Raw genomic sequence first — 17,597 nt, forward strand, 5'->3', positions numbered from 1 at the left:
GTGTCCAACGGTTCGGAGGGGCCCGGGTGTTCCACCGCGTCCCAACTCACAGGCAACGTCCAGGTGCGGACGGCGGCCGGCACGGTGCCCGCCGGCGGTGCTGCCGATCCGGTGCTGGTACAGCAACCCCGCCCGGACGGGTGTTCCCCCGATGGGCGCCGCTCAGACCTCGAGCTGGAGCGTCATCGGACCTTCGTTGACCGACGCGACCTGCATCCGGGCGCCGAAGACACCGGTGCCGACGGGTGTTCCGCGGCGACGCAGCTCGGCGACGACCTCGTCGACCAGCGGCTCGGCCACCTCGCCGGGGGCGGCCTCGGACCAGGAGGGCCGGCGCCCCTTGCGGGTGTCGGCGTAGAGGGTGAACTGGCTGACCACCAGCACCGCCAGGCCCAGGTCACCGACCGAGCGGGCGCCGTCCCCGGTCGGGAACACCCGCAGTTCGTGGACCTTCCGGGCCAGCGACCGGGCCCGGTCGGCGTCGTCGTCCCGGCCGGCGCCGACCAGCGCGAGCAGGCCGGTGCCGATCGACCCGACGACCTGCCCGTCCACGGTCACCGACGCCGAGCTCACCCGGGTCACCACCGCACGCATCCGCTCATCCTCGCCGGTGCCGGCGGGCGGCAGGACCCCGGTGCCCGACGACCCGCCACCTCGGCCAGGACGACACCACCGACGCGCGGCTCGGGCATGATCCACGGCCGGCGCCCGGTCCGGGGGAGTCCGGAGCCGTCGGTGCCCGCCGTCCCCGCTGTGTCCCGAACCGGGCGTGGCCACCTGAACGACGAGGAGTCCCGCCCGATGCCGACCGCCGCCGACATGACCGGAAGCGGCCTGCCGCTGGCGGGCCTGGTGGCCGCCGGTGCGCTGATGCTCGCGCAGGTGCTCGTGCCGCAGTTGCGCCGGGGCGTGTCCCCCGGTTCGGTGTGGTTCCAGTCGCTCGCCGGTGGACTGGCCGTCGCCTATGTCTTCGCCCGTCTGCTCCCCGACCTGGCCCAGGCGGCCACGGCGCCTCCTGCCGACCTCCCGGAGGGGCTGTTCGGGCTGCTGGCGGACCATGCGTTCCTCGTTGCGCTGGCGGGCCTGCTGGCGTACTACGCGGTGCTCGATCGGGCCCAGGACCAGGATCGCCGGGAGCAGCGGGAGCGGGGCGGCATACCGACGCCGTGGCCGTTCTGGGCGAGCGGCGCCCTGTACCTCGTCTTCAACCTCTTCGTCGGCTACCTGCTGGTGCACCAGGTGCGGCCCGGTCCGACGGAGTTGGTCCTCTACACGGTCGCGTTGTCCGCCCGGTACCTCGCCGGGGAGATCGCGCTGCGCGACCAGGACCCGTACAGCTATGACCGGCTGGGGCGGTGGATCCTGGCCGCGGGGGTCCTGGCGGGGTGGGGGCTCGGCGCCGCGATCGACCTCGGGGACGCGGCGGTGAGCGTCTTCTCCGCGCTGCTGACCGGCTCGATCATCCTCACCAGTCTGAAGCAGCAACTGCCCGCCGCGGGACAGGTGCGCCTTTCCGTGTTCGCCGGTGCCTGCCTCGCCTTCACGGCCCTGCTGCTCGCGCTCTGACCGGTGCCGGCATAGCCCGGCCGCGTTGCTGGGCACAACCGTGGGACTTGCCGGTCCAGCAACGAGGGCCGCAACTGAGGGAGGTGCACGGGATGGACGCGCAGGAGTGGCACGCCGACCTCCGGGACCGATTCGAGGAGCTGATCGACCAGTACCGCTCGGCCCTGCACGATGCGCTCGACGGTCTCACCGAGGAGGAAGGCCGGCTGCGCCTGGTCCCGTCCCGGACGACGTTGCTCGGCCTGCTCACACACGTGACGTACGTCGAGGGGGTGTGGTTCGACCAGGCGCTGACGGGGCGGTCGAACCACGAGGTCGGCATCCCCGCGACCCCGGACAGCTCGTTCCGGCTGCGCCCGGAGGACACCATCGCATCGGTTCAGCAGGCTCACCGGGAACGCTGCGCGAGGTCTCGGGAGGCGGTCGCGGCCCTGGCCCTCGGGGACGTGGTCACCGGCCGCGGGGAGCGCCCGGTGTGGGCGCTCTACGTCCAGGTGCTCCGCGAGCTCGCCCACCACTGCGGCCACGCCGACGTCCTGCGGGAGCAGGTGCTCGCGCGCCGGGCCGGCTGACCCCGTCGAGGAGCGACCCTGCTGGCAGGTGATTGCGCGGGGGGCGCCCTGCGGCACCATCTCCACGTGCCCACCCTCCGCATCGCCCAGGACGACGCCGCCGACGAGCTGCTCGGGCGCGACCCGCTCGCCCTGCTCATCGGAATGCTGCTGGACCAGCAGTTCCCGATGGAACGGGCCTTCGCCGCACCCCGGCTGCTGGCCGACCGGCTGGGCGTCGAGGCGCTCTCGGCCGTGGAGCTGGCCGGGTGCGACCCCGAGGTGCTGCTCGGGCACTTCCAGGGTCCGCCCGCGCTGCACCGGTACCCCGGTTCGATGGCCGCCCGCACCCAGGAGCTGGCCCGGCTGCTGGTCGAGCGCTACGACGGCCGGGCCGATGCCCTGTGGGCCGACGCCCCCGACGGCGCCACCCTGCTGCGCCGGCTGCGCGATCTACCCGGCTTCGGCGCCCAGAAGGCGACGATCCTGCTGGCGTTGCTGGGCAAGCAGTACGGCGTCACGCCGCCGGGCTGGCGCGAGGCGGCGGGGCAGTACGGCGAGGACGGCGCCCGCCGTTCGGTCGCCGACGTCACCGGCCCGACCTCGCTGGCGGAGGTGCGCAGCACCAAGCAGCAGGCCAAGCAGGCCGCCAGAGCGGCGAAGGCGGCCGGGGCGGAGGCCTGACGCCGACCCTGCCGCGCCCGGACGACGCTCCTGCGGTCCCCTCCGGATCGACGCCCCCGGGTACCTGCACGGCGTGCGATCCGGTGGCACGATGGAACCCAGGAGTCGGGGAACTCCGCGGGCCGGGCGACCATCGCACGGGCGCGCGCCGCCCACCACCCCGGCCAGTCCAGGGAAGGGCGTCCGTGGCCTCCAGCCAGCAGCTGCCGCACCGTGCACCGTCCGGAGCCACCCGGTCGGACCCGGTTCTCATCACCGAGGCCGAGCCCAGCCAGGTCGACCAGCACGCCGCCCGGAAGAAGCGCTACGTCATCACCATGGCCATCCGTGGGGTCAGCCTCCTCATGGCCGCGGTCACCTACCAGATCGTCTGGCTCATGATCATCTTCGCCGTCCTCGGGACGGTGCTGCCCTGGATCGCCGTCGTCATGGCCAACGACCGGCCGCCGAAGAAGCGGCTGGACGTGAACCGTTACGCCGCCCCGCGGCCCGACCGCATCCTGGAATCCGGACCGCAGTCCCGCGTCATCGACATGTGAGAGCGTCGGCGACCTCGGGGGAGAGCACCGGGCCGGGCGCGCCCGGGGATCCGGCGGTCGGGGCAGGGGTGCTCTGCACCCTGTCATCATGGACGGCGACGTGGCGCGCCACGGGAGGCCCCCGGTGCCGCGCCCGACCACCGACCCAGGGAGCAGCCGTGAGCAGCAGCGACATCCTCGAGCGCCCGGACGTCCGGGAAGCCGACACCGGCAACGCCAACGAGGTGTTCCACTACGTCCGGAAGAACAAGATCGCCGAAAGCGCCGTCATGGGAACCATGGTGGAGGCGCTGTGCGGCGAGGTCTTCCCGGTGACCAAGACCCCCAAGCCCGGCAGCCCGGTGTGCCCGGCCTGCAAGGAGGTCTACGAGCAGCTGAAGAAGGAGTGACGGAGCGACCGGCGCCGGGCGGCACCTGGCCGCGGGAAGGCCGGTAGGCCGAAGGTGGGTGCGGCTACCGGAGCCCGAGCTTCCGTGCCTCCTGCGCCATCTTCGCTTCCCGGCGGCGGCGCCGGCGCTCGTCGTGCCGGCGCTGCTGGGACGGCCAGCGTGCCTCGACCGTCGCGTTGAGCTCGGCGCCCAGCAGGATCGACATGCCCAGCAGGAAGCAGTACAGCAGCGCCGCGATCGGGGCGGCCAGGGCGCCGTAGGGCAATGCGGTGGTGAGGATGTCGGCGACGTAGCCCCGCAGGACCACCGCGGCGGCCAGGAAGAACCCGACGGCGAACAGGGCGCCCGGCAGGTGCCGGAGCCACGGGGTCCGCCGCGGCAGGGTCACGTGGTAGAAGCTGCAGAGCACCAGGATGAGGCCGACCACCACCACCGGCCAGTACACGGCGCCGACCAGCACTCCCGCGGTGTCCTGGTACTCGGCCGGGAACAGCGACACCAGCACGCCGGGGCCCAGCACGAGCAGCGGCAGCGTCAGGACGGCGCTCACCAGGCCCACCACGAACAGCCACAGGGCCATCAGCCGAGTGCGGATCGGTCCGCGCACGTCACGCTGGTCGTAGGCGATCACCACGGTGTTCATGAACGTGGCCGTCGCCGAGGAGCCCGCCCACAGCGACAGCAGGAAGCCGACGCTGACCACCTCCAGGCGCCCCGATCCCAGGATGTCGTTCAACGTGGGCTGGACCAGGGTGTCCACGACGCTGGGCGTCAGGCCCTCCGAGGCGAGGTCCACCAGGCGGTCCTCGATCTGCTCCACCTGGTCGGTGCCGATCCAGTCGCCGAGGTAGCCCAGCGAACCCAGCAGCCCGATGAGCAGCGGAGGCACGGACAGCACCTGCCAGAAGGCGGCCTCGGCGGACAATCCGAGGATCCGGTCGGACCAGGCCTTCGCCGCGGTGCGGCCCAGCACCTGCAGCGGCACCCGGACCGGCGTCAGCAGGCGGCGCACCGAGCGACGCACCACCCCGCCCGACGGGGCGGCCGCCGGAGCCTCCGGGGTGTCCGGGTCCCGGTCGCCGCTGTCCGCGGCGGCACCCGCGGAGCCGTCGGCCGGCGCCGCCCCGGAGCCTGCCGCCGGTGCGCCCGGGGTGCGTCCTTCCAGGTCATCGGGGTGCGCCGAGGCGCGCGGCAGGACAGGGGGCACCCGATCAGTGTGCACGGCCCGGGGCGCCGACGCGCCGCCCCGGGCCGCCGACACCCACCCGGAGGGGGCAGCCGGCCGCCTGCGGCGCAGCAGTCCCGCGCACCCCAGGCCGGCTCCCCGGATCAGCCGGTCGGGGTCGGCAGCGTCGGCGGGGTCGCCCCCGGCGCGCCGGGCGGCGCCTCGGGCGGGGGAGGCGGCGGCACGCACCGGATCACCGGCTCGGCGGCGTACCGGGTGCGGAAGTCCTCACGACGCAGTTCCGCGCCGGTGGCCGGATCGTTGAACACCCGGGTCACGGTGATGCTGAACCCGGTGCTCCCGCTCTGGGGCTCGCAGGAGCCGCTGCCGTCGTCGACCTTCTCCTGGACCACCGGCTGGGTCACGGCGTACCGGTTGCTGCTGATCGACTCGATGTCGTAGTACTTCGTGCCCCAGAACCGGACGGTGATCGAGCCGGGATCCCACTCGGTCTGCACGTAGATGCCGGTCTCGGTGTCGTTGCGCCACTGCAGGTCGATGACGCCCTCGTAGACGGTCGCCTCGCGGCCGGCCGGGTAACGGCTGATGTAGTAGCTGTGCGGCTTGTGGTAGACGTCCTCGAGCCCGGCGAAGAAGACGGCGTTGAACATCGTGGTGGCGAACTGGCTGATGCCGCCGCCGACCGCGGTGCTGAACTCGCCGTTGCTGATCACACCGGCGGGCACGTACCCCTGGGCCGTGCCACGCGGCCCGGTGAGGGTGTTCAGGCTGAAGGTCTCACCCGGCAGCACCAGCGCACCGTCGACCTCCTCGGCGACCACCCGGATGTTGGTGCCGCTCGCGGTGTTGGTGAAGTCCGTGGTGAAGGAGCTGACCTCTTCCGTGATACCCAGCGCCTCGGCCTGCTCGGTGGTGAAGCTCGCCGGCACCGGCCCCAGGGTCGCGGTCACCTCACGCGGGGCCTCCTGCCGGAGGACCGGCAGCAGCTGACCGGCCAGGACTGCCGGGTCGATGCCCTGCCCGCCGACCGAGGGGACGACGGAGATCGAGTCGCCGTCGATGTCGAAACGCGCGTCCTGGGCCGGGGTTCCGAAGACCGAGAAGTCCTCGCCCATCTCGGCCTGCAGGGCCGCCGGGTCGACGGCTACCTCCAGCGTGCCGTCGTCCTGCGGGGTGAAGGTGAGCGACGCGGCGATGGCGCTGACCGGCAGCTCCACCGACTCCGCCCCGTCCGCGCCGACGACCGTGACCGGCGCCGAGAGCGCCGGCGTGACGGTCTCGTCGAGCACCCGCTGCGCCTCGTCGACGCCGACCTGCACCTCGGCCACCTCGACCGGCAGGGCGATGGCTTCGGCGGGGTCGCCGCCGTCGGCGAGGGCCTCGGTGATCGCGGTGGCGGCGCTGTCGCGGTCGAGCGTGCGGCCGTCCACCGGTTCCACCACGCTGGCGGTCGTGCCCTCGATGGCGATCGTGGCGTCGACCGGCGCACGGTCGACCTGGGCGGCGAGCTGCTCCAGCTGGGCGGCCAGCGCGGTCTCGTCCTCGGTCACGACCGGGTCGACCTCCCGGTTCCCGACCAGGGTGACCAGGCGGGTCCAGGGGTTCAGCGGCTGGTCGTCGGCGGCGTCCACCGTGGCGGGCACGTCGAGGGCGATTCCGGCGGCAGGTGGGTGCAGCACGGCCTGGACGTCGTCGGCCACCACCGTGTGGTCGGCGCTCATCCGCGGTGCCAGCTCGCTGGCCAACCGCTCGCCCGCAGCGGCGGGGGAGAGGCCACCCAGCTCCAGGCCGGCCACCACGGTGCCGCGGGGGATGTCGTCGCCGGCGACCGCGAGGTCCAGGCCGTAGACGGCGCCCAGCGCGAGGACGGCGGCGGCGGGGGCGAGCACCGCACGCCGGCGCCACCAGGGCCGATCGTTCCCGGACGGCCCTCCGGGGGACGCGCCCGCCGGCGGGCCGTCGCCGTCGCCGTCGCCGCCGGCACCGTCGTCGTCGCCGGCACCGCCGGCGGATGGTCCGCCGGGCGGTAGGTCGACCGGGACGGTCGCACCACCCGTCGTCGCCTCGGCCGCACGCGGGGCGGCGGAGAGGTCGCGGCGGAACTCGATGGTGTCGCCGGCGTCCGGGACCGACGCTGTCGCGGCGGGCTCCGGGGCGGCGGGCTCCGGGGGTGCCGACTCCGGCCCGTCGGGTGCCCGGTCGTCCGGCCGGCTGTCGACCGCGGGTCGGCCGTCCAACGCCGGGATCACCACGGTGGCCTCGGGACCCTCGGTCTGCCCGTCGTCCTGACGGGGCACGTCATCCGGCGCGGCGTCGGCGGCGGAGGTGCCGGACGGCGATGCCGCCGGAGCGGCGTCGCGGGCAGGTGCGTCGGCAGGATTCCCGGGCCCGGGCCCGGGCTCGCGAACCTCGGCAGCCGGGTCGGTCTCCGCGGCGACGGCGGATGCAGGGTCCGTCGTCGCCGGCTCGGCGGACGGGCCGGCGGGTGGCGGGGGAGCGGGCCGCCCGCGGCCTGCGGAGCCGTCGGGGAGCAGCCGGCGGGTGTCCGGCTCCGTCGAGGAGTCGTGCGGCATCAGTTGCTCTCCGGCTCAGTGGGGACCGGCCACCGGTCCCCGGTACGACGAAGCCGCCGGCCTCCGGCACCCCTTGCGGGGAACCGGAGATCGGCGGCTCGGTCGAATGGGGGCGTCATCGCTCTCGCGACGATAGTTGCCCCGTTCAGCTGTTGACGCGCGCCTCGCCGTCGGTCTCGATGATGTCGGCCGCGAGGTCGCGGAGCTTGTCCTCGTACTCACGTGCGTGGTGTCCACAGAAGACGAGGTCGCTCCCACTCGGGAGGACCACTCGCACCTTGGCCAGAGCACCGCAGCGGTCGCAGTGGAAGGGAACGACGAGTTCTTCGGTGGGCGGGGTCGTCGTCAGCGTCTGGGTCATCTGGCTCATCACTCGCTCTCTACCGCACGGACCCGCGACTGCGGATCGGCCTCCTGCACAGCGCCAGGATGGCCCCTCGTGTTCCCGTTCCGGCACCGGATGTGCACCGACTCGCCGAATGAGATGCGGTCGTAACACGAAGTGCCTGGTGGAGCGGGTCAGCAGGGGACGTCGCTGGTTCGGAACTGGGTCCGGATGGTGCACGTGCACGTACTCGTTTGCTGTCGTACTGGCTCTGGCCAGCTGTGGGTCCGCTGCTGTTCTGACAGGTCCCACGCTACGCCGTCTACCCGGCCGGTGCCGCGCCACACCGCCGCGCTCACTCCATCGGTGGGTGCGGCCCCCGTGGCCCCCCTGCAGGGTCCCGCCGCGAGCTCGCGAGCGGTGGGGGGGCAGGGGGGCCCTTCCTCAGTCGAGGTAGTCGCGGAGCACCTGGGAACGGCTGGGGTGCCGCAGCTTGGACATCGTCTTGGACTCGATCTGCCGGATCCGCTCGCGGGTCACCCCGTAGACCTGGCCGATCTCGTCCAGGGTGCGCGGCTGACCGTCGGTCAGGCCGAAGCGCAGCCGGACGACGCCGGCCTCCCGCTCGGAGAGGGTCTGCAGGACGCTGGTGAGCTGGTCCTGCATGAGGGTGAAGCTGACCGCGTCGACGGCCACGACCGCCTCTGAGTCCTCGATGAAGTCGCCGAGCTGGCTGTCGCCCTCGTCACCGATGGTCTGGTCGAGGCTGATCGGCTCCCGGGCGTACTGCTGGATCTCCAGCACCTTGTCCGGGGTGATGTCCATCTCCTTGGCCAGCTCCTCCGGGGTGGGCTCGCGGCCCAGGTCCTGGAGCAGCTCGCGCTGGATGCGGCCGAGCTTGTTGATGACCTCGACCATGTGCACCGGGATGCGGATGGTGCGGGCCTGGTCGGCCATGGCGCGGGTGATCGCCTGGCGGATCCACCAGGTGGCGTAGGTGGAGAACTTGTAGCCCTTGGTGTAGTCGAACTTCTCGACCGCACGGATCAGGCCCAGGTTGCCCTCCTGGATCAGGTCCAGGAATGCCATGCCGCGGCCGGTGTAGCGCTTGGCCAGCGAGACCACCAGGCGGAGGTTGGCCTCCAGCAGGTGGTTCTTCGCGCGCTCGCCGTCGCGGACGATCCAGTTCAGGTCGCGGCGCATCTGCGGGGAGAGCTTCTGGCCCTCTTCCCCGATCTGCCGCAGCCGCTCGGCGCCGTAGAGCCCGGCCTCGATCCGCTTGGCGAGGTCGACCTCCTCCTCGGCGGTGAGCAGCGCGACCTTGCCGATCTGCTTGAGGTAGGCGCGGACGGAGTCGGCCGAGGCGGTGAGCTCGGCGTCCTTGCGGGCCTGCCGCAGCGCCTCGGACTCCTCCTCGTCGTCCCACTCGAACTCCGGGCCCTCGCCCTCGGTCTTCTCGTCGGTGGCGTCGGCGACGGCCACGCCGTCCTTGCCGGTCACGACGGACTCGTCGAGCTTGAGGCCCTGGGACCCGGCGTCGACGACGGCGATGGTGCCGCCGTCGGAGGAGACCGCGGTGAGGACGGTGCCCTCACCCGTGCCGGGGGAGGGGCTGATGCTGGGCTTGCGGGCGCCGGTCGCCTTCTTCGCGGTGGAGGCGGCAGCCTTCTTGGCCGGCGCCTTCTTCGCGGGGGCGGCCTTGGTGACCGGAGCGGTGGACTGCGACGAGGCGGCCGAACGGGCGGCGACCGTCCTCCGGCTGCTCGTGCTGCTCACAGCTGCTGCTTCCGGTCCTGGCTGGTCGGCGGGCACTCAGTGTTCCTTCCCGTACTGCGGTGCGTTCCTCGAGGACCGTGTGGCCCGCGGGCAGCGGCCCCGTACCGCCCCGCGGGGCGGTCGTCCGACGTCCTGACCGGCGCACGTTTCACCGGGCGGGAGGCGGGGGATGACCTGCTGGCAGGGGGCGAGGCGAGGTGGGTCTTCTCCATTGTAACGGCGCCGACGCGCCGGTCCACCGGTTCAGGTCTGCCCCGTCCGGGTGGACTATGCCGACGGGTGCCCTCCCGGCGGTACCAGTGCCGGCCCGGAGAGTCGGCTGCGCAGCGTCACTGCCCGATCCGCTGCTCCGCGGCCAGGGCCGCGCCCACGATGCCGGCGTCGTTGAGCAGCGCGGCGGGGACCACCCGGGTGCGGGTGGACAGCAGGGGAACCCACTTGGCCGCCTTCTTGCTCACCCCGCCCCCCACGATGATCAGGTCCGGCCAGATGCCCCGTTCCAGGGTGTCGAGGTACCGGTCGACCCGCTGCGCCCACTGCGGGTAGGTCAGGTCCTCCCGCTCCCGCGCTGCGGCCGACGCCCGGATCTCGCCGTCCTGGCCGTCGACCTCGATGTGGCCCAGCTCGGTATTGGGCACCAGCGTGCCGTCGATGAACAGGGAGCTGCCGATGCCGGTGCCGAAGGTGAGCATCAGCACCAGGCCGCGCTCACCGCGGCCGGCGCCGTACTCCATCTCGGCCAGGCCGGCGGCGTCGGCGTCGTTGAGGGTCTGCACCGTGCCGGGGATGACCGCCTCGAGCCCGGCGGCCATGTCGGTGCCCACCCAGCTCGGGTCCATGTTGGCGGCGGTGAACACGACGCCGTGCTTCATCACCCCCGGGTAGGTGACGCCGATCCGCCCGGTCCAGCCGAACTGGCCGACGATGTCGCCCACCACGCCGTAGACCGGGTCCGGCAACGCCGGTTGCGGGGTCGGGATGCGCAACCGCTCCCCGACCAGCTCGCCCTTGTCCAGGTCGACCACGCAGCCCTTGATGCCGCTGCCACCGATGTCCACTCCGAAGCCCTGCACGCGGACAGGCTAGTGACCGGCCCGGTCCCAGGGGCAGGACTCCGGCAGGATCGCTCCCTGTGACGACCTCCTCGCCCGCGGACCTGCCCGCCCAGCTGCTCGGCCTGGCCCGGGCCACCGCGGAGGAGGCGGCGCTGCTCGTCCGCGCCGGCCGCAGCTCCGCGGCCGACCAGGTCGACACCAAGTCCAGTTCGGTGGACGTGGTCACCGCGGTCGACACCGCCAGCGAGGAGCTCATCGTCCGGCGTCTGCTCGAGACCCGCCCGGACGACGGCGTGCTCGGGGAGGAGGGCGCCGCCCGGGCGGGCACCAGCGGCGTGCGCTGGGTGGTCGACCCGATCGACGGGACGGTCAACTTCCTCTACGGGCTGCCCGCCTACGCCGTCTCCATCGCCGCGGAGGTGGACGGCCGCACCGAGGTGGGCGTCGTCCTCAACGTCGCGACCGGTGAGCTCTTCACCGCCGTCCGCGGGCAGGGTGCCTGGTCGACCGCGCCGGGGACGGCGGCGTCCCGGCTGGCCGGCAGCGCGCCCGTCGACCTGGACCACACGCTGGTCGCCACCGGCTTCGGCTACCGGGTCGAGCAGCGGCGCCTGCAGGGCGCCGTCGTCGCCGAGCTGCTGCCCCAGGTGCGCGACATCCGGCGCAACGGGTGCGCCTCGCTGGACCTCTGCTCCGCGGCCGCCGGCCGGGTGGACGCCTACTACGAGCTGGACCTCAAGCCCTGGGACCACGCCGCCGGGGCGCTGGTGGCGGCCGAGGCCGGGCTGGTCGTCACCGGCACGGGGGGCCGCCCGTTCGCCGAGCCGATGGCGGTCGCGGCGGCACCGAGCATCGCCGGGCCGCTGGTCGAGCTGCTCGAACGGTTACCCGCCAACGCTTGAACGGCCCCCCTGCAGGGGGGTCCTTCAACAGGCCGTCGAGGCGCCGGCCGCCGGAGCCAGGGCGGCGGCGACCTCCTCGGGGGATGCGAGCTGCTGGAACTCCGGCCCGAGGACGACGTCGACGACGGCGTCGGCGCGGGTGTCGGGCCGCTCGCCGATGCCCGGCAGGAACACCCGCACGAAGGACGCGTTCTCGGCGCCGCGACGGCCGTACCGCAGTTCCCCGGCCCCGGTGACCTCCAGGTCGGGGTTCGGGTCGTTGCCGATCTCGGACACGGTGAACCCGCGGCCCTGCAGCGAGTCGGCGACGGTGTTGGCCAGCCCCGCGGTCGAGGTGGCGTTGAACACGCGCACCGTCACCGAGGCCGGGTCCAGGGAGGGCGGTGCCTCGGCCGCCGACGTGCAGGCGGCCGCCTCCGCCTGCTCCATCGCGGCGTCCTGGCGCAGCACGTTCCACCAGACGCCGAGCGCGGCCAGCGCGAGCACCAGCAGGAAGATCAGCCCGGGCACCGGCCGGCGACCGCTACGGGCGCGCACCGGGGACCGGTCGCTGGGCTCGCTCAACGGTGCACTCCGCTCGGGGGGACGGCGGTCGCCGGCCGCCGGACGGCGGACTCGCCGGTGGAGGGCTCGCGACCGGCCGGACTGGGGGCCGGATGACGGAGCGGACTCTAGCGGCGCGGGGCTGGGCTAGAGCGCACCGTCCTCGAGCGCGGCGCGTCCCCGTGCCACGCAGGGGCCGATCCGCTCCGCGTAGCCGCTGGTGTCCTTCCCGGCCATCGCCCCGGCCGCGGACCGGGCCACGATGCCGGCCACGATCGCGGCGAACTTGAACCAGGCGAAGGCGACGTACCAGGGCAGTGCCGTCAGGTCGGCACCGGTGCGCGAGGCGTACCTCTCCGCGAGCTGCAGCCGGGTGGGGAAGCCCGGGAGGGTGCTCACACCCGGAACGCTCGCCGTGGTCTCCCCGGCCTGTGGCCAGTAGACGAACAGCATGCCCAGGTCGGTGAGCGGGTCGCCCAGGGTGGACATCTCCCAGTCCAGCACCGCGCGGATCCGGCCGCGTACCTGGGGGTGCAGCAGGCAGTTGTCCAGCCGGTAGTCGCCGTGGGTGATCCCCGTGCGGGCGGTGGCCGGCACGGTTCCGGCCAGTCGGGCGGCGAGGGCGTCGAGGTCGGGGCGGTCGGTGTCGCGGGTGGCCTCCCACTGCGTCGTCCAGCGCCGGACCTGCCGCTGGAGGAAGCCCTCGGGGCGGCCGAAGTCGGCCAGCCCGACCGCGGCGGGGTCGACGGCGTGCAGGTCACCCAGCACGTCGACGAGCCCGTCGGCGATCTCCCGTCGCTGGGCCGGCTCGTCGGCGTAGCCGGGCGGCAGCTGGTCGACGACGTGCACGCCGACGACGCGTTCCATGACGTAGAACGGGGCGCCGAGCACCGCGGTGTCGGTGCACAGGTGCAGCGTCCGGGGAACCGGCACCGGGGTGCCACCGAGCGCCGAGATCACCCGGTGCTCACGCACCATGTCGTGCGCGGTGGCCAGCACGGCACCGGTGGGCGGCCGGCGCAGGATCACCGCGTCGTCGGCCGTCCCGCCCGCCGGGCTCACCACGTACGTGAGGTTGGACAGGCCGGCGGTGATCAGCTCCACGTCCACGGAGCGCCATCGCTCGTCGCCCAGCACGGTGGCCAGGTACGGCCCGACCGTGCCCGGATCAGCTCCCGCGGTGGTCGTCATCGGCGGCAGGGTAGCCTCTGGCGCCCCGTGGTCTAGCGGCCACCGTCGGTGCCCGTCAGGTGTCGACCACCCGGCCCCGGGCACAAATCAGGCGCGCACCACGTTGGGGGGCTCGCCGGTGTGTGAGCGACCGGGCGCACCGCCGGGTCGCGCGTCCGTCCGACCCTCGCCGGGGAGGGCGGAGGCCCGAGCAGTGGGCCCCCACCGATCCGGCGACACGACCTCCGGCCGCCCCTGCGGCCGGTCCCGACCGCAGGCACCCTCCGGGTACCGACGGCAGCAGAGCGGGCAGCGTCCCGCGAGACAGAGAGAAGGGGCACACCCATGGCCACCGACTACGACGCCCCACGCCGCAACGAGGCCGACGAGCTGGGCGAGGACTCGCTCGAGGAGCTCAAGGCCCGCCGGGCCGAGGCCCAGTCGTCCTCGGTCGACGTCGACGAGACCGACTTCAACGAGAACCTGGAGCTCCCCGGTGCGGACCTCTCCAACGAGGAGCTGACCGTCCGGGTCCTGCCGAAGCAGGAGGACGAGTTCACCTGCTCGCGCTGCTTCCTGGTCCACCACCGCAGCCGGCTGGCCGCCACCCGCGGTGACCAGCTGGTCTGCCGGGACTGCGCGGCCTGAAGAAGGACCCCCGTGCCCCCCACCACTCGCGAGCTCGCGGCGGGGCCCTGCAGAGGGGCCGCCCGTGCCCCCCACCACTCGCGAGCTCGCGGCGGGGCCCTGCGCGGGGGCCTGACCGCTGCCACCACGGCTCGCAGGCTCGGCGCGTGGCCCTGCAGCGGGGCCGCACGGATGGAAGGTGCCCGATGACAGAGCACGGCTCCCCGACCGGTCCACCGCGCGACGTCCCGCCGCCGCGGCCGGTGCCCGCCGACCCGGAGGTGGCCGGCGGAGGCGTGGGCGGCGCCGCCCGGGCGCTGGCCGATGCCGTCACCGGGCTGCTCGGCCGGGACCCGGCCGACAGCGGCTCCCGGGCCTCCGGGGCGAGCGGCCGGTCGGCCGGTGGCGTGCTGGCCGACGTGGTCTCGGCCGTGGCCGGTGCCGCCCGGTCGGGCGGTGGGCGGGAGGCCACCTCGCCCGGCGCGGTCGGCCCGGCGGTCGCCGGCGCGCCCGGCGGCCGCGGCACGGGGGCCGGGCGGTGGGCGCCGGGGGGTCTGCTCACCGACCTGCTGGACACCGCGGCCCCGGCGCTGCCGATCCGTGACCGGGCCCGGCTGCAGGCCGCGCACCCCGGCGCCACCGAGCAGGAGATCGCCGACGTCCTGGTGGCCCGTGCGGCCCGGCTGACCGGCGGGGTCGGCGCGGCCACCGGCGGTCTGGCGGCCGCCCAGTGGTTCGCGCCGCCCTCGCTGGTGGCGATGCCGCTGGAGATGGGCGCGCAGACGGTGCTCGTCGCCGCGGTCGAGGTGGTGCTGGTCGGCGAGCTGCACGAGCTGTACCGCCGGCCCGCCCCGGGCGACGCCCGGGAACGGGCGCGCGCCTACCTGACCAGCTGGAGCACCCAGCGCGCCGTCGGCACCACCGGATCCGGTGGGCTGTTCTCCCGGCTGTCCTCGGCGGGTGCGCAGGCCCTGCGCCGCCGGGTCACCCGGCGGCTGGCCGGCAGCGCCACCTCGTTCGCCCCGCTGCTGGTCGGCGCCACGCTGTCCGCCCGCAGCAACTCGAAGGCCACCGTGGCGCTCGCCGAACGGGTGCTGGCCGACCTGCGCACCGGCCTCCCGCCGTCCGCGCCGCCCGACGCCCGTCCCTGACCCGCCGCTCCGCACCCGGGCGGGCGGAGCGGGCTAGCCTCGCGGCCGTGCCCGACCTCCTCCCGTCACCGTCGTCCGGCGAGCCGCCGGCGCCCTCCCCGGCGGCGCTGGACGTGCCCGTGCGGCTGACCTCACCCGACGCCGTACTGCCGGGGTACGCCCTGCCCGGCGACGCCGGTGCGGACCTTGCCCTCACCGAGGACGTCGTGCTGGCCCCGCACCAGCGGGCGCTGGTCGGCACCGGGATCGCCGTGGCCATCCCCGAGGGGTACGCGGGGTTCGTGCACCCCCGGTCGGGGCTGGCCCACCGGCTCGGCCTGAGCCTGGTGAACGCCCCCGGCACGATCGACGCCGGCTACCGCGGCGAGATCAAGGTGAACCTGGTCAACCTCGACCCGGCCACGACGGTGCGCCTGCACCGCGGCGACCGGGTCGCCCAGCTGGTCGTCCAACCGGTCGTGCGCGCGCGCTTCGTGCCCGTCACCGAGCTCCCGGCCAGCGACCGCGGAGCCGGGGGCCACGGCTCCACCGGCGGCTCCACCGGCGGCGCCGCGGCGCCCGGCCGGCCTTCCACCGTCGAACCACTCCCCGAAGGGCGGGTCTGAGATGCCCATCGGCCGCCGGCGCAACCGGATCGACCGCAGCCTCCGCGAGCGGGGTGTCCCCCCCGAACCCCAGGTGCGCGAGCGGGACGTCCCCGCCACCGAGGGGCCCTGGGACGACGCGGACGTCCCCGACGACGGCATCCCGCGCATCGACCTGGGCTGCCTGCGGCTGCCGGCCGTGCCCGGTCTGGAGCTCCGGATCGACGTGAACGCCCAGCAGCAGGTCGTCGGCGCCACCCTGCGGCAGGGGGAGTCGTTGCTGCAGGTCTCGGCCTTCGCTGCTCCGCGTGCCACCGGCATCTGGGATGACGTCCGCACCGAACTGGCCCGCAGCGCCAGCGGCCAGGGCGGCTCGCTGACAGAGGTGTCGGGCCCGTTCGGCCCCGAGCTCACCGGGTCCGTGCTGATCGCCGCCGCGCCGGTGGCCGGGAGCACGCCCGGCGCGCCGGTGCGCCGAGCCGCCCGGTTCGTCGGCGTGGACGGCCCGCGGTGGTTCCTCCGCGGCATGATCAGCGGTCCGGCGGCCGAGACCCCGCAGGCCGCCGCGGTCCTGGAGGCCGCGTTCCGCGCCATCGTCGTGGTGCGGGGCAGCCAGCCCATGCCGGTGCGCGACCAGTTGCCGCTCACGCTCCCGCCGCAGGCCGCCGAGCAGGTCGCCCGCCAGCAGGCGGCCGCCCGTGGTGGTGCGGCCGCCGGCGGCACGACCTCCGGTGGGCCGGCATGACGCCCACGACGCACGCCTACGGCCCCGGGCCGGACCAGTTCCTCGAGCTGACCCTCCCACTTCCGGTGCAGGAGCCGGACGGCGCCGCCGCGCTGCCGGGGCATTCCGCGGGCGACGGGCCGGCGCCGGTCGTGGTCGTGGTGCACGGCGGGTTCTGGCGGGCCGCCCGCGGCATCGAGCTGGCCCGGCCGCTGGCCGCGGACCTCGCCGCCCGGGGCTGGGCGGCGGTCGCCGTCGAGTACCGCCGCGTCGGAACCGGGGCGGGCGGCGGGGGTGGCTGGCCGGAGACGCTGGACGACGTCGCCGCGGCGCTGGACGCACTGCCCGACCTGCCCGGCTCCGCCCGCCTCGACCTGACCGACGTCACCGTGGTCGGGCACTCCGCCGGCGGCCAGCTGGCGGCCTGGGCGGCCGGGCGCGGCCGGCTTCCCGCGGGTGCGCCGGGCGCGTCCCCGCGGGTCCGGGTGGCGGCGGCGGTGCTCCAGGCCGGGGTGCTGGACCTGACCCGGGCCGACGAGCAGCACATGGGCCAGGACGCGGTGGCCCAGTTCCTCGGGGGCCGGGCCGACGACGTCCCCGAGCGGTACGCCACCGCTGACCCGGTGCGGCTGCTGCCCACCGGCGCCGCCGTGCTGTGCGTCCACGGGACCGAGGACACCTCCGTCCCGCCCGAGCAGAGCGACCGGTACGCCGCGGCGGCCACCGCCGCCGGTGACACCGTGGAGGTGGTCCTCGTGCCCGGTGACCACATGATGGTCATCGACCTGGCGGGGGAGGCCTGGCGGCGCGTCCTGGACTGGCTCTCGGCCCGCCGCACCGCCACCGCCGACCGCATTACCCTGGACTCGTGACAGAGACCAGTGCGCGCGGCTGGTTGTCCCGGCGGCTCGCGAAGCTGACCGCGGACGACCAGACGGTCGATGCCGAGGCGCTGCAGTCGGACGTCGCCAGCTCCGGGTGCGCCCCGGTGAGCACCTGCCGGAAGGGCGAGGTGGTCACCGTGACCGGCCGGCTGAGGTCCGTCGTCTACACCCCGCGGGAGACCGTGCCGACGCTCGAGGCGGAGCTGTTCGACGGCTCGGGGTCGGTGACCCTGGTGTGGCTGGGGCGCCGGAAGATCGCCGGCATCGAGCCGGGGCGTTCCCTCACCGCGCGGGGCCGGTTCGCCGCCTTCGACGGCCGCCGGGTCATCTACAACCCCTGGTACGAGCTGGGCGCCGGGTGACGTGCC

General features: G+C 74.6%; 20 protein-coding genes. 12 read left to right on the plus strand and 8 right to left on the minus strand.

The features are described 5' to 3' along the window. Positions 1 to 162 precede the first annotated feature (162 nt). On the minus strand, positions 163 to 594 hold the full coding sequence (gene dtd / locus ACYVG5_RS02965) for a D-aminoacyl-tRNA deacylase (protein WP_222046460.1): 432 nt from the start codon (positions 592 to 594) through the stop codon (positions 163 to 165). A gap of 207 nt (positions 595 to 801) precedes the next feature. Here dtd and ACYVG5_RS02970 point away from each other — a divergent pair, with 207 nt between their 5' ends. The 5 genes from ACYVG5_RS02970 to ACYVG5_RS02990 all read left to right on the plus strand — a co-directional run bounded on the left by ACYVG5_RS02970 (position 802) and on the right by ACYVG5_RS02990 (position 3,729). Then, positions 802 to 1,566: a hypothetical protein gene (locus ACYVG5_RS02970; RefSeq protein ID WP_460682949.1), complete on the plus strand. Its 765-nt coding sequence runs from the start codon at positions 802 to 804 to the stop codon at positions 1,564 to 1,566. A gap of 92 nt (positions 1,567 to 1,658) precedes the next feature. Then, positions 1,659 to 2,138, plus strand: coding sequence for a DinB family protein (locus ACYVG5_RS02975; RefSeq protein WP_222046462.1), 480 nt, complete (start codon positions 1,659 to 1,661; stop codon positions 2,136 to 2,138). Between the two features lie 66 nt (positions 2,139 to 2,204). Further along, on the plus strand, positions 2,205 to 2,801 hold the full coding sequence (locus tag ACYVG5_RS02980; protein WP_222046464.1) for an HhH-GPD-type base excision DNA repair protein: 597 nt from the start codon (positions 2,205 to 2,207) through the stop codon (positions 2,799 to 2,801). A gap of 185 nt (positions 2,802 to 2,986) precedes the next feature. After that, positions 2,987 to 3,340, plus strand: coding sequence for a DUF3099 domain-containing protein (locus tag ACYVG5_RS02985; RefSeq protein WP_222046467.1), 354 nt, complete (start codon positions 2,987 to 2,989; stop codon positions 3,338 to 3,340). A 158-nt stretch (positions 3,341 to 3,498) separates the two neighbouring features. Beyond that, positions 3,499 to 3,729, plus strand: coding sequence for a DUF3039 domain-containing protein (locus ACYVG5_RS02990; RefSeq protein WP_222046469.1), 231 nt, complete (start codon positions 3,499 to 3,501; stop codon positions 3,727 to 3,729). Positions 3,730 to 3,793: 64 nt separating this feature from the next. Here ACYVG5_RS02990 and ACYVG5_RS02995 read toward each other — a convergent pair whose 3' ends face one another. The 5 genes from ACYVG5_RS02995 to ppgK all read right to left on the minus strand — a co-directional run bounded on the left by ACYVG5_RS02995 (position 3,794) and on the right by ppgK (position 10,662). Then, positions 3,794 to 4,936: a YihY/virulence factor BrkB family protein gene (locus tag ACYVG5_RS02995; RefSeq protein WP_460682950.1), complete on the minus strand. Its 1,143-nt coding sequence runs from the start codon at positions 4,934 to 4,936 to the stop codon at positions 3,794 to 3,796. Between the two features lie 122 nt (positions 4,937 to 5,058). After that, on the minus strand, positions 5,059 to 7,488 hold the full coding sequence (locus ACYVG5_RS03000) for a VanW family protein (protein ID WP_222046471.1): 2,430 nt from the start codon (positions 7,486 to 7,488) through the stop codon (positions 5,059 to 5,061). 145 nt (positions 7,489 to 7,633) lie between these two features. Further along, complete coding sequence (locus ACYVG5_RS03005) at positions 7,634 to 7,858, minus strand: DUF7455 domain-containing protein (protein ID WP_246629817.1); 225 nt, start codon at positions 7,856 to 7,858, stop codon at positions 7,634 to 7,636. A 399-nt stretch (positions 7,859 to 8,257) separates the two neighbouring features. Then, positions 8,258 to 9,589, minus strand: a complete 1,332-nt coding sequence (locus ACYVG5_RS03010) for an RNA polymerase sigma factor (protein WP_460682951.1) — start codon at positions 9,587 to 9,589, stop codon at positions 8,258 to 8,260. A 329-nt stretch (positions 9,590 to 9,918) separates the two neighbouring features. Then, positions 9,919 to 10,662 carry a polyphosphate--glucose phosphotransferase gene (ppgK, locus tag ACYVG5_RS03015; protein ID WP_222046475.1) on the minus strand — a complete coding sequence of 248 codons (744 nt, stop codon included), beginning with the start codon at positions 10,660 to 10,662 and terminating at the stop codon, positions 9,919 to 9,921. A 59-nt stretch (positions 10,663 to 10,721) separates the two neighbouring features. Here ppgK and ACYVG5_RS03020 point away from each other — a divergent pair, with 59 nt between their 5' ends. Further along, positions 10,722 to 11,546, plus strand: a complete 825-nt coding sequence (locus tag ACYVG5_RS03020) for an inositol monophosphatase family protein (protein WP_222046477.1) — start codon at positions 10,722 to 10,724, stop codon at positions 11,544 to 11,546. Between the two features lie 24 nt (positions 11,547 to 11,570). Here the strand turns inward: ACYVG5_RS03020 and ACYVG5_RS03025 are convergent, their stop codons facing one another. Next, on the minus strand, positions 11,571 to 12,110 hold the full coding sequence (locus tag ACYVG5_RS03025; RefSeq protein WP_222046479.1) for a LytR C-terminal domain-containing protein: 540 nt from the start codon (positions 12,108 to 12,110) through the stop codon (positions 11,571 to 11,573). A 126-nt stretch (positions 12,111 to 12,236) separates the two neighbouring features. Next, the gene (locus ACYVG5_RS03030) at positions 12,237 to 13,280 is read right to left on the minus strand and encodes a phosphotransferase family protein (protein WP_222046481.1); all 1,044 of its coding nucleotides are present in this window, start codon (positions 13,278 to 13,280) and stop codon (positions 12,237 to 12,239) included. A 324-nt stretch (positions 13,281 to 13,604) separates the two neighbouring features. Between ACYVG5_RS03030 and ACYVG5_RS03035 the strand changes: the two genes are divergently transcribed. From ACYVG5_RS03035 to ACYVG5_RS03060, 6 genes are all read left to right on the plus strand, one after another. Then, positions 13,605 to 13,907 carry a DUF4193 domain-containing protein gene (locus ACYVG5_RS03035; protein WP_179653302.1) on the plus strand — a complete coding sequence of 101 codons (303 nt, stop codon included), beginning with the start codon at positions 13,605 to 13,607 and terminating at the stop codon, positions 13,905 to 13,907. Positions 13,908 to 14,092: 185 nt separating this feature from the next. Beyond that, the gene (locus ACYVG5_RS03040; RefSeq protein WP_460682952.1) at positions 14,093 to 15,037 is read left to right on the plus strand and encodes a hypothetical protein; all 945 of its coding nucleotides are present in this window, start codon (positions 14,093 to 14,095) and stop codon (positions 15,035 to 15,037) included. A gap of 47 nt (positions 15,038 to 15,084) precedes the next feature. Then, the gene (gene dut / locus ACYVG5_RS03045) at positions 15,085 to 15,642 is read left to right on the plus strand and encodes a dUTP diphosphatase (protein ID WP_460682953.1); all 558 of its coding nucleotides are present in this window, start codon (positions 15,085 to 15,087) and stop codon (positions 15,640 to 15,642) included. Position 15,643: 1 nt separating this feature from the next. After that, the gene (locus ACYVG5_RS03050; RefSeq protein WP_222046485.1) at positions 15,644 to 16,366 is read left to right on the plus strand and encodes a DUF3710 domain-containing protein; all 723 of its coding nucleotides are present in this window, start codon (positions 15,644 to 15,646) and stop codon (positions 16,364 to 16,366) included. Then, complete coding sequence (locus ACYVG5_RS03055; RefSeq protein ID WP_222046487.1) at positions 16,363 to 17,217, plus strand: alpha/beta hydrolase family protein; 855 nt, start codon at positions 16,363 to 16,365, stop codon at positions 17,215 to 17,217. Before ACYVG5_RS03050 ends, ACYVG5_RS03055 begins: the two co-directional genes overlap by 4 nt. Continuing rightward, on the plus strand, positions 17,214 to 17,591 hold the full coding sequence (locus ACYVG5_RS03060; protein WP_222046489.1) for an OB-fold nucleic acid binding domain-containing protein: 378 nt from the start codon (positions 17,214 to 17,216) through the stop codon (positions 17,589 to 17,591). The genes ACYVG5_RS03055 and ACYVG5_RS03060 overlap by 4 nt, the downstream gene beginning before the upstream one ends. Positions 17,592 to 17,597: the final 6 nt, after the last annotated feature.

The organism is Modestobacter lapidis, from assembly GCF_054780755.1.

What these genes read in the sequence shown, in the direction of transcription:
- ACYVG5_RS03035 (WP_179653302.1), top strand. Translation starts at nt 13,605, where the DNA reads ATGGCCACCGACTACGACGCCCCACGCCGCAACGAGGCCGACGAGCTG.
- ACYVG5_RS03030 (WP_222046481.1), bottom strand. Translation starts at nt 13,280, where the DNA reads ATGACGACCACCGCGGGAGCTGATCCGGGCACGGTCGGGCCGTACCTG.
- ACYVG5_RS03050 (WP_222046485.1), top strand. Translation starts at nt 15,644, where the DNA reads ATGCCCATCGGCCGCCGGCGCAACCGGATCGACCGCAGCCTCCGCGAG.
- ACYVG5_RS03040 (WP_460682952.1), top strand. Translation starts at nt 14,093, where the DNA reads ATGACAGAGCACGGCTCCCCGACCGGTCCACCGCGCGACGTCCCGCCG.
- ACYVG5_RS03005 (WP_246629817.1), bottom strand. Translation starts at nt 7,858, where the DNA reads ATGAGCCAGATGACCCAGACGCTGACGACGACCCCGCCCACCGAAGAA.
- ACYVG5_RS03000 (WP_222046471.1), bottom strand. Translation starts at nt 7,488, where the DNA reads ATGCCGCACGACTCCTCGACGGAGCCGGACACCCGCCGGCTGCTCCCC.
- ACYVG5_RS03055 (WP_222046487.1), top strand. Translation starts at nt 16,363, where the DNA reads ATGACGCCCACGACGCACGCCTACGGCCCCGGGCCGGACCAGTTCCTC.
- ACYVG5_RS02970 (WP_460682949.1), top strand. Translation starts at nt 802, where the DNA reads ATGCCGACCGCCGCCGACATGACCGGAAGCGGCCTGCCGCTGGCGGGC.
- ACYVG5_RS02975 (WP_222046462.1), top strand. Translation starts at nt 1,659, where the DNA reads ATGGACGCGCAGGAGTGGCACGCCGACCTCCGGGACCGATTCGAGGAG.
- dtd (WP_222046460.1), bottom strand. Translation starts at nt 594, where the DNA reads ATGCGTGCGGTGGTGACCCGGGTGAGCTCGGCGTCGGTGACCGTGGAC.